Genomic DNA, 8,282 nt, shown 5'->3' with positions numbered 1-8,282 from the left:
GCCAAGGCCTTGCCGCCCCCCAACTGGCGGGCCAGCCGGTAGTTATGGCGCAACGCCTCCAGGTCGATCAGTGCCTGTGCCGGGCGCATCAGTGCTGTCCCTTGCCGTAGCGGAAGATGTCCAGGCCTTCGCTGCTGATCTGCGGCGTCCTGCCGCTCATCAGGTCGGCCAGGTAACGGCCCGAGCCGGCGGCCATGGTCCAACCCAGCGTGCCGTGGCCGGTGTTGAGGAACAGGTTGCGGTACGGCGTGGCGCCGATCACCGGGGTGCCGTCCGGCGTGGCCGGGCGCAGGCCGGTCCAGAACGTGGCCTTGGACAGGTCGCCACCCTGCGGGTACAGGTCGTTGACCACCTTCTCCAGCGTGGCGCGGCGACGCGCCTCCAGCGACAGGTCGAAGCCGGCCACCTCGGCCATGCCGCCGACGCGGATGCGGTCCTCGAAGCGGGTGATGGCGATCTTGTAGCTCTCGTCCAGGATGGTCGAGTTCGGTGCCATCGCCGCATCGGTGATGGGCAGGGTCAGCGAATAACCCTTCAGCGGGTAGACCGGCAGGCGCATCCCCAGCGGCGCCAGCAGCTGCGGCGAGTAACTGCCCAGCGCCAGCACGTACTGGTCGGCGGTTTCCAGCGCGCCGTTGACGCGCACACCGGTGATGCGGTCGCCGTCGCCCTGGATCGCGCTGATGTCCTGGTCGAAGCGGAACTCCACGCCCGCATCGGCGGCCAGCGCCGCCAGCTTGCGGGTAAACAGCTGGCAGTCGCCGGTCTGGTCCTCGGGCAGGCGCAGCGCGCCGACCAGCAGGTCGGTCTTGCTGGCCAGCGCCGGTTCCACGCGGGCGATGCCCTGGCGGTCCAGCACCTCGTACGGCACGCCGTACTGGCGCAGCACCTCGATGTCCTGGGCGGCGGCGTCGAGCTGCTGCTGGGTGCGGAACAGCTGGGTGGTGCCGAGCTGGCGGCCTTCATAGTCGATGCCAGTGGCCGCGCGCAGTTCGTTGATGCAGTCGCGGCTGTAGTCGGACACCCGCACCATGCGCGCCTTGTTCACCGCGTAACGGGCCGCGGTGCAGTTCCGCAGCATCTGCCACAGCCAGCGGTACTGGTTCAGGTCGGCGGTGGGGCGGATCGCCAGCGGCGCGTGTTCCTCGAACAGCCACTTGATGGCCTTGAACGGCACGCCCGGGGCAGCCCAGGGCGAGGTGTAGCCAAAGGACAGCTGACCGGCGTTGGCAAAGCTGGTCTCCAGCGCCGGGCCCGGCTGCCGGTCGACCACGGTGACGTCATAGCCGGCCTGCCGCAGATACCAGGCACTGGTCGTGCCGATCACACCGCTGCCAAGCACCAGAACTCGCATTGCCCTCTCCTGACCCGATCATTTCCTGCCCGGGAGTGGGCAGGCACTGGAAACGGCGCAGTATATTCAGGTCCCTCCAGAACTTTTCCCTGTATTGATTGGCAGATGCAGGGTAATTTCTTGTTTCGTTCATCAAAAGCAGAATCCCGATGGCCACCCGCAGCCGCGAACTGGACAAGATCGACCGCAGGATCCTGCGCATCCTGCAGCAGGAAGGCCGTATTTCCTTCACCGAACTGGGCGAACGGGTGGGGCTGTCGACCACGCCCTGCACCGACCGGGTGCGCCGCCTGGAACGCGAAGGGGTGATCACCGGGTACTACGCCCGGCTCGATCCACAGTTCGTGAAGGCCAGCCTGCTGGTGTTCGTGGAGATCAGCCTGGCCTACAAGTCCGGCGACATCTTCGAGGAGTTCCGCCGCGCCGCGCTCAAGCTGCCCAACGTGCTGGAGTGCCACCTGGTATCGGGCGACTTCGACTACCTGCTCAAGGCCCGCATCAACGAAATGGCCTCCTACCGCAAGCTGCTGGGCAGCACCCTGCTGACCATGCCGCATGTGCGCGAATCCAAGAGCTACATCGTGATGGAAGAGGTGAAGGAGACCTTGTCGCTGCCGATTGATGAGTGAGTGGCCGACGGCAGGAGTCCCCCTCGCCTACGCCTTCGGCGCAAGGGCGGCGCAGTCAGGCGCGCTGCAGGGAGCCGGGAGCGCCGTGCGTCCGCCCGCTCCCTTTCGTGCCGCAAAAGGAGGGCTGGGGAGAGGCGCTTTCACGCATGGAAAACACACGTCACCTCTGCGGCTTGGCTCCGGCCGGCGGCGGCACGATGCGCTGGCCGACGCCGCTCGGCTCGGTGGTGTGGTATCGCCCCGTCCGCGGGTCGAAGACCCGGTTCGGCCCGGCCTGGCGCATGCCTTCGACCCGCTGGCCCTTGCTGTCGTAGATCGGGCGCATCGGCGGTGGCGGGGTCACCGGCTTGATCGGCGGCTTGGTCGGTCGTGGCGGCGGTGGCACCCGCGGTTGCGGGTCCTCGCGCTGCGCGTCGTCGCGGGTAGGCGGCGGCACGCTCGACGGGCGGGTGGCCGTCGGTGAGGTCGGCGGTGGCGAACCCGGCAGGCTCACCGGCCGCGTGGCGGTCGGCGAGGCCGGGGCCTGCAACTGGGCCAGCGCCGTCTCCGGCAGGAGCAATGCGACAAGCAATACCGTGGTCGTGCGGAACATCACCCGTCCCTGTCTGTATCCGGCTCGAAGCATGCACCTATTCGACTTGCGTGGCGATGAACCGGCCACCACCATGGTTCCCTGCCCCACGGATTCCTCGCCATGACCGCCTTCGACCTGACACCCCCCAGCACTGCACAACGTGATGCCCTCATCGCTGGCCTGAGCGAGGAGGAAAAGCGCGTACTGCTGCAGCACGGCACCGAGGCGCCGTTCTGCGGCGTGTTCCTGGACAACAAGCGCGAGGGCGTCTACTGCTGCCGGCTGTGCGCGCTGCCGTTGTTCCGCTCCAGCACCAAGTTCGACTCCGGCACCGGCTGGCCCAGCTTCTTCGCCCCGTTCGACCCGGCCCATGTCGGCGAGATCCGCGATACCAGCCACGGCATGGTGCGCACCGAGATCGTCTGCGCCCGCTGCGGCAGCCACCTGGGCCATGTGTTCCCGGACGGCCCGCCGCCGACCTTCGAGCGGCACTGCCTGAACTCGGTGTCGCTGGGCTTCGTCGACCAGGGCCAGCCCTACCCCGACCCGCTGCAGCGCGGCGGCGCCGAGGCCGAACCGGCGCGCTGAGCCGTCGCGCCGAGCGATGCCAGGGGCATGGCTGCGTCTGGCCGTCTGCACGCACGCCCTGCGTCGCGGCCAAGGCCGCGCCTACAGAATCCGGCGAGCGTGCCGACAACGGGATATCCCCTTCCCCGTGCCCGCACCATGCTCATCCTCGTTGGCCTGCTCATCGTCATCATCAGCGTGCTCGGCGGCTACGTCGGCGCGCATGGCCGTCTGGGCGCGCTGTGGCAGCCTTACGAGCTGGTCATCATCGGCGGCGCGGCGCTGGGCGCGTTCCTGGTCGGCACGCCGGTCAAGACCGTCAAGCAGACGCTCAAGGCCGTGGTCGGCGTCTTCAAGGGGCCGCAGTACAAGCGCCAGGACTACCTGGACGTGCTCAGCCTGCTGTACGAACTGCTCAACAAGGCCCGCCGCGAAGGCTTCATGGCGCTGGAGGACCACGTCGAGCGACCGCAGGAAAGCCCGGTGTTCGCCAACTACCCCAAGGTGCTGGCCGACCACCACCTGATGGACTTCATCACCGACTGCCTGCGCCTGATGATCGGCTCCAACATTGAGCCGCACGAGCTCGAGCCACTGCTGGAACTGGAGCTGGAAAAACACCACCACGAGGCCATCGAGCCGGCGCACGTGCTCAACAAGGTGGCCGATGGCCTGCCCGGCTTCGGCATCGTCGCCGCGGTGCTGGGCATCGTGATCACCATGGGTTCGATCGGCGGTGACATCAAGGAAGTCGGCGCCCACGTGGCCGGCGCGCTGGTCGGCACCTTCCTCGGCATCCTGCTCGGCTACGGCTTCATCGGCCCGCTGGCGGCGGCGGTGGAAGCACGCGCCGAACAGGACGCGCGCATCTACGAGTCGGTCAAGACCGCACTGCTGGCCTGCCTGCGCGGCTACAACCCGAAGATCGCGCTGGAGTTCGCGCGCAAGACCGTGCCCTCGGCACTGCGCCCGGGCTTCAGCGAGTTCGAGCAGCACCTGAAGTCGGTCAAGTAAGGCAGCCACGATGAGCGATACCAAGCCCACAGTGATCGTGCGCCGGGTCAAGAAGGTCCAGGGCGGCGGCCATCACGGTGGCTCCTGGAAGGTGGCCTACGCCGACTTCGTCACCGCGATGATGGCCTTCTTCCTGGTGATGTGGCTGATGGGCAGCACCAGCAAGCCCGAGCGTGCGGCCATTTCCGAGTACTTCCGCAACCCCAGCCCGTTGAGCGGCACCAGCAGCACGCCGGCCCCGGGCATGGCCGGGCCGGGCGGTGCGAGCACGTCGATGATCAAGCTCGGCGGTGCCACCGACATCTCGCGCGGCAACAGCAACGACCCGTTCCAGAACAAGCAGGAAGCGGTGCCGACGCCGGTGGCTGAACGCGAGCGCGAGCGCCAGCGGCTGGAGGCGCTGAAGCAGGACCTGCAGGAAGCGATCAGCAAGAGCCAGGCGCTGGAACCGTTCAAGGACCAGTTGCTGCTGGACATCACCCCCGAGGGCCTGCGCATCCAGATCGTGGACCAGCAGAACCGGCCGATGTTCGACCTCGGCAGCGCGCGGCTGATGCCCTACACGCGGTCGATCCTGCTGGAGTTGTCGCACTTCATCAACCAGGTGCCCAACCGCATCAGCATCACCGGCCACACCGACACCACCGCGTATTCGACGCAGCTGGGTTATGGCAACTGGGAACTGAGCGCCGACCGTGCCAATGCCGCGCGCCGCATCCTGATCGAAGGCGGCATGGACGAGGCCAAGGTCGCCCGCGTGGTCGGCCTGTCCTCTTCGGTACTGTTCGACAAGGCCAACCCGCAGAACCCGATCAACCGTCGCATCAGCATCGTGGTGATGACCAAGGAAGCCGAGGCCGCCGCCCTGAACGAGACCGAGTCGCTGCCGGTGCCTGCGCCCGGTGCGGCGCCGGTGGCAGTGGTAACGCCGCCTGCGGTGGAGTAAGGAGGCCGGGGGCATCCCGGGCCTGCGGGAGGGCATTCCACGCGGTTCCGGCCGATCCCCGCGCACCCCATTTCTGCCCCCTTTTGCACAACGAAGGCGAGCACGAGGGAGGCCCAAAGGGCGCCCATCAAGGCAGGAACGGGCCCGGGCGCCTACAATGGCCGCTGTTTTCCCTATTACCGAGCCCCATGTCCAAGCAGTCCAAAGCCAAGCGCGACAAGCGCAAGAAGCTGGCCCCGCGCCGCCCGTTCGCCCGCCTGAACGCCCAGCAGCAGATCCAGAACCACGCGGTGCTGGTCAATGAAGAAGGCCAGGTCGTGGCGGCCATCGGCCTGCAGCGCAACGAGTGGCTGCTGGCCATCGGCGGCCAGACCATGGGCAATGCCGACAACCCGGTGCCGATGCTGGCCATGCTCAAGCACCTGGCCAACGTGCAGGAGAAGGAAGGCCGCAAGGTCACGCTGGAATACTCCGCGCAGCTGCAGCAGATGATCGACGACCTGGCCGCTGACGAAGGCAAGACCGCCGACGATTACCTGGCCGGCCTGGTCGCCGAGTTCGAAGGCGTCGAGGGCGAAGAGGTCACCGACGTGGCCGAAGCCGTCGCGGTTGCCGAAGACGCCGACGCACCGGCGGCCGACGCCGACGAGCAGCCCAAGGCCTGAGCCCCGGGCCGATCGTGACGGTCTATATCGACGATGCGGTACATCCCTGGCGCGGCGAGCGCTGGGCGCATCTGATGGCCGACACCCTGCCCGAGCTGCATGCGCTGGCGCAGCAGCTCGGGATTCCCCGCCGCGCCTTCCAGAACCTGCCCAGCGGCGTGCACTACGACGTGCCCGCGCCGCTGCGCGAGCAGGCCATCGCCCTGGGCGCGCAGCCGATTTCCCGCCACACCGACCGCACGCGGATGCGCCAGGTGATCGCCAACGCCCGGGCGCTGTACCAACCGTAGGCACGGCGAGTGCCGGAATCGGTCAGAACGGGTCGCTGCCCGGGCGTACTTCCACGCCCAGCAGCGAACACAGCGCCATCATCGCCTCGTCGTCGCGGCTGAGCGCGATCCAGCCGGCATAGGCATCGCCACCGGTGTTCCAGTTCCAGACCGAATAGCCGTGCTCACGCAGGCGGTCGTAGGCGATGCTCATCAGCGCCGGGACATCCAGGTCCTCGGCGAAATCCTCGTCGTCCAGGTCGCCGCCCCAGTCGATGCCCAGGTTCCAGCGCGCCGCCAGCTCCTGCAGCGCCGCGACGAAGGAGTCGGTGTCCTTCCAGTCCACGTAGAAGCCGGCGCGCCAGTCTATGGCGTCCTTCAGGTCCCACAGCCAGCTTTCATCGGACGGATCGTCCTCGGCGCCGGCACGGGCTTCGCGCCAGGCATCGAACTGCTGCAGCGCCGCGTCCTCGTCACCGGGGTTGATCAGCCACAGCAGGTTCCAGACCCGCGCCGGATGGTCATCCTCGTCGAAGGTGGGTTGCAGTTCGTCGGCGTCTTCGTAATCGGCGCTGTTGTCGGGCATTGCGGTCTTCCACGGCGTGTTTGCCGCGCATTCTGCCGCCACGCGCCCGGCGGCGGAAGCCGTCCGCGCGCCCAGCGGTTATCCTGTGGCACGGAAGATGGCCACGGTGGCCGTCAATGAATCAGTGCCATGAGCGATACCCCTCCCGATCACCTAGCGGTCAACCCGCGCAGCCCGTTCCATGATGCCGCCGCCCTCGAGCGCGGTGTCGGCGTCCGCTTCAACGGCATCGAGCGCGATGACGTGGAGGAGTATTCGGTCAGTGAAGGCTGGATCCGCGTGCAGGCCGGCAAGGCCCGCGACCGTCGCGGCAACCCGATGACGCTGAAGATCAAGGGCGCGGTGGAACCGTACTTCCTTGAACTGAAGAACGCCTGATACCGGGACCACCGGTTCGGCAGGACACGCAAGGGCCGCCCACGCGGCCCTTCTGCATTCCCCGGCAGGAGCGGCCTCGGCCGCGAAGCCGATGCCGTCTGCAATTGTGCAGGCTCTGCGTGCGCGCAACGACTCCCCAGCTTTGCGCCTGAAGGCGCTCCTGCCGGGTCATTCGCGTTGGCGGCTTTCCAGCAGGTCGAGGTTGCGGATCAGCTTGCGCGAGATCTCATCGGAGATCTGCCCGCGCCGGGTCAACCGGAACAGTTCCTCGCGCTCGGCGTTGAGGCCGGCCGAGCGCAGGCTGCGGTAGGCCTGCTCCATGCGCTTGATCTTGTCGGGGTCCTCGTCCGGGCTGATGCCCTTGTCCAGGTTGCGCTGGTACAACAGGCTGACCCGCGCCGCCGCGTCGTTGAGCAGCTGCACGTTGCCGGTGGGCTGGCCCTCGGCCAGTTCCTGGCGGGCCCGCTCCACCGCCACCAGCGCGGCCTTGGACGAGGACTTGCGGGCCAGGTCCTCCTCGCGCCGCGAGGTATCGTCTTTGGGCAGCTCCAGCCCGCGCAGCAGGCGCGGCAACAGCAGGCTGGCGGCGATCAACGACACCAGGATCACCGCCGCGGCCAGGAAGATCACCAGGTCACGGGCGGGGAAGGGCGCGCCGCTGGGGATCATCAATGGCAGCGTCAGCACGCCGGCCAGGGTGATCGCACCGCGCACGCCGGCCACCGACATCGCCAGCACCACGCGCAGCGGCGTGCTGGTGCCCTTCTCGCCGCGCATGCGCGCGCGCAGCAGGTTCCAGCGCAATGACAGCCACACGAAGGCCAGGCGCATCGCGATCAGGATGGCGTTGATCGCCAGCACGTAGACCAGCAGCCACCACGGGCTCTGGTGGCCGGTGACCGACATGGTCTCCACCGCGCGCTCGACGATGCCCGGCAACTGCTCGCCCAGCAGCACGAACATGATGCCGTTGAAGGTGAACTGCACCATGTTCCAGACCGCGCTGCGCTGCACGCGCATGCTGCCGCTGATGCGGCCGGTCAGCTCGACGTAGCTCATGGTGATGCCGGCCGCGACCGCGGCCAGGATGCCGGAGGCGCTGAGCTCTTCGGCCAGCAGGTAGGCGGCGAACGGGATCAGCAGGTTGACCAGCAGGGCCGCGCCAGGCTCCTCGCCGAAGCCACGCCACAGCCAGCGCTGGAAGGTGGATACGCTCCAGGTCACCGCCACGCCGATCGCCAGGCCGGCGAAGGCCACCCACAGGAAGGTCAGCGAGGCCTGCGCCAGCGAGAAGGTACCG

General features: G+C 67.9%; 11 protein-coding genes. 7 read left to right on the top strand and 4 right to left on the bottom strand.

The genetic code is table 11. From position 1 onward, the window contains the following. Nucleotides 1-88 precede the first annotated feature (88 nt). Nucleotides 89-1,354: a D-amino acid dehydrogenase gene (locus tag VA603_RS12470; RefSeq protein ID WP_132865800.1), complete on the bottom strand. Its 1,266-nt coding sequence runs from the start codon at nucleotides 1,352-1,354 to the stop codon at nucleotides 89-91. Between the two features lie 149 nt (nucleotides 1,355-1,503). On the opposite strand from VA603_RS12470, the gene VA603_RS12465 reads away from it, so the two are divergent. Next, nucleotides 1,504-1,983, top strand: a complete 480-nt coding sequence (locus tag VA603_RS12465) for a winged helix-turn-helix transcriptional regulator (RefSeq protein ID WP_132865801.1) — start codon at nucleotides 1,504-1,506, stop codon at nucleotides 1,981-1,983. Between the two features lie 160 nt (nucleotides 1,984-2,143). On the opposite strand, the gene VA603_RS12460 is transcribed toward VA603_RS12465, so the two are convergent. After that, nucleotides 2,144-2,575: a classical arabinogalactan protein 4 gene (locus VA603_RS12460; protein ID WP_323439036.1), complete on the bottom strand. Its 432-nt coding sequence runs from the start codon at nucleotides 2,573-2,575 to the stop codon at nucleotides 2,144-2,146. Nucleotides 2,576-2,677: 102 nt separating this feature from the next. Here VA603_RS12460 and msrB point away from each other — a divergent pair, with 102 nt between their 5' ends. The 5 genes from msrB (at nucleotide 2,678) to VA603_RS12435 (ending at nucleotide 6,039) form a co-directional block, all read left to right on the top strand. Then, nucleotides 2,678-3,145, top strand: a complete 468-nt coding sequence (gene msrB / locus VA603_RS12455) for a peptide-methionine (R)-S-oxide reductase MsrB (RefSeq protein ID WP_132865803.1) — start codon at nucleotides 2,678-2,680, stop codon at nucleotides 3,143-3,145. A 138-nt stretch (nucleotides 3,146-3,283) separates the two neighbouring features. Then, on the top strand, nucleotides 3,284-4,138 hold the full coding sequence (gene motA, locus VA603_RS12450; RefSeq protein WP_132865804.1) for a flagellar motor stator protein MotA: 855 nt from the start codon (nucleotides 3,284-3,286) through the stop codon (nucleotides 4,136-4,138). Between the two features lie 10 nt (nucleotides 4,139-4,148). Beyond that, a complete protein-coding gene (motB, locus tag VA603_RS12445; protein ID WP_132865805.1) occupies nucleotides 4,149-5,084 on the top strand; it encodes a flagellar motor protein MotB in 936 nt (311 codons plus the stop codon). 188 nt (nucleotides 5,085-5,272) lie between these two features. Beyond that, nucleotides 5,273-5,749 carry a hypothetical protein gene (locus tag VA603_RS12440; RefSeq protein WP_323439035.1) on the top strand — a complete coding sequence of 159 codons (477 nt, stop codon included), beginning with the start codon at nucleotides 5,273-5,275 and terminating at the stop codon, nucleotides 5,747-5,749. A gap of 14 nt (nucleotides 5,750-5,763) precedes the next feature. Then, a complete protein-coding gene (locus VA603_RS12435) occupies nucleotides 5,764-6,039 on the top strand; it encodes a DUF4031 domain-containing protein (protein ID WP_323439034.1) in 276 nt (91 codons plus the stop codon). A gap of 22 nt (nucleotides 6,040-6,061) precedes the next feature. On the opposite strand, the gene VA603_RS12430 is transcribed toward VA603_RS12435, so the two are convergent. Continuing rightward, nucleotides 6,062-6,604, bottom strand: coding sequence for a DUF6630 family protein (locus VA603_RS12430; RefSeq protein ID WP_132865808.1), 543 nt, complete (start codon nucleotides 6,602-6,604; stop codon nucleotides 6,062-6,064). Nucleotides 6,605-6,733: 129 nt separating this feature from the next. On the opposite strand from VA603_RS12430, the gene VA603_RS12425 reads away from it, so the two are divergent. Next, nucleotides 6,734-6,982 (top strand): DUF3297 family protein, encoded by a 249-nt coding sequence (locus tag VA603_RS12425; protein WP_192287781.1) that lies wholly within the window; start codon nucleotides 6,734-6,736, stop codon nucleotides 6,980-6,982. 168 nt (nucleotides 6,983-7,150) lie between these two features. Here the strand turns inward: VA603_RS12425 and VA603_RS12420 are convergent. Next, on the bottom strand, nucleotides 7,151-8,282 hold a 1,132-nt coding region (locus tag VA603_RS12420; protein WP_323439033.1), incomplete at its 5' end, for a cation:proton antiporter domain-containing protein.

Origin of the sequence: Stenotrophomonas capsici, from assembly GCF_034961085.1 — a bacterium.
Lineage (GTDB): Bacteria > Pseudomonadota > Gammaproteobacteria > Xanthomonadales > Xanthomonadaceae > Stenotrophomonas > Stenotrophomonas capsici.
Note: the sequence above shows the minus strand (reverse complement) of the source record. Positions and strands in the feature narration are given on the sequence as shown.

Excerpts from the sequence above, each read along its gene's own strand:
- VA603_RS12470 (WP_132865800.1), bottom strand. The coding sequence starts at position 1,354 with ATGCGAGTTCTGGTGCTTGGCAGCGGTGTGATCGGCACGACCAGTGCC.
- VA603_RS12465 (WP_132865801.1), top strand. The coding sequence starts at position 1,504 with ATGGCCACCCGCAGCCGCGAACTGGACAAGATCGACCGCAGGATCCTG.
- VA603_RS12460 (WP_323439036.1), bottom strand. The coding sequence starts at position 2,575 with ATGTTCCGCACGACCACGGTATTGCTTGTCGCATTGCTCCTGCCGGAG.
- msrB (WP_132865803.1), top strand. The coding sequence starts at position 2,678 with ATGACCGCCTTCGACCTGACACCCCCCAGCACTGCACAACGTGATGCC.
- motA (WP_132865804.1), top strand. The coding sequence starts at position 3,284 with ATGCTCATCCTCGTTGGCCTGCTCATCGTCATCATCAGCGTGCTCGGC.
- motB (WP_132865805.1), top strand. The coding sequence starts at position 4,149 with ATGAGCGATACCAAGCCCACAGTGATCGTGCGCCGGGTCAAGAAGGTC.
- VA603_RS12440 (WP_323439035.1), top strand. The coding sequence starts at position 5,273 with ATGTCCAAGCAGTCCAAAGCCAAGCGCGACAAGCGCAAGAAGCTGGCC.
- VA603_RS12430 (WP_132865808.1), bottom strand. The coding sequence starts at position 6,604 with ATGCCCGACAACAGCGCCGATTACGAAGACGCCGACGAACTGCAACCC.
- VA603_RS12425 (WP_192287781.1), top strand. The coding sequence starts at position 6,734 with ATGAGCGATACCCCTCCCGATCACCTAGCGGTCAACCCGCGCAGCCCG.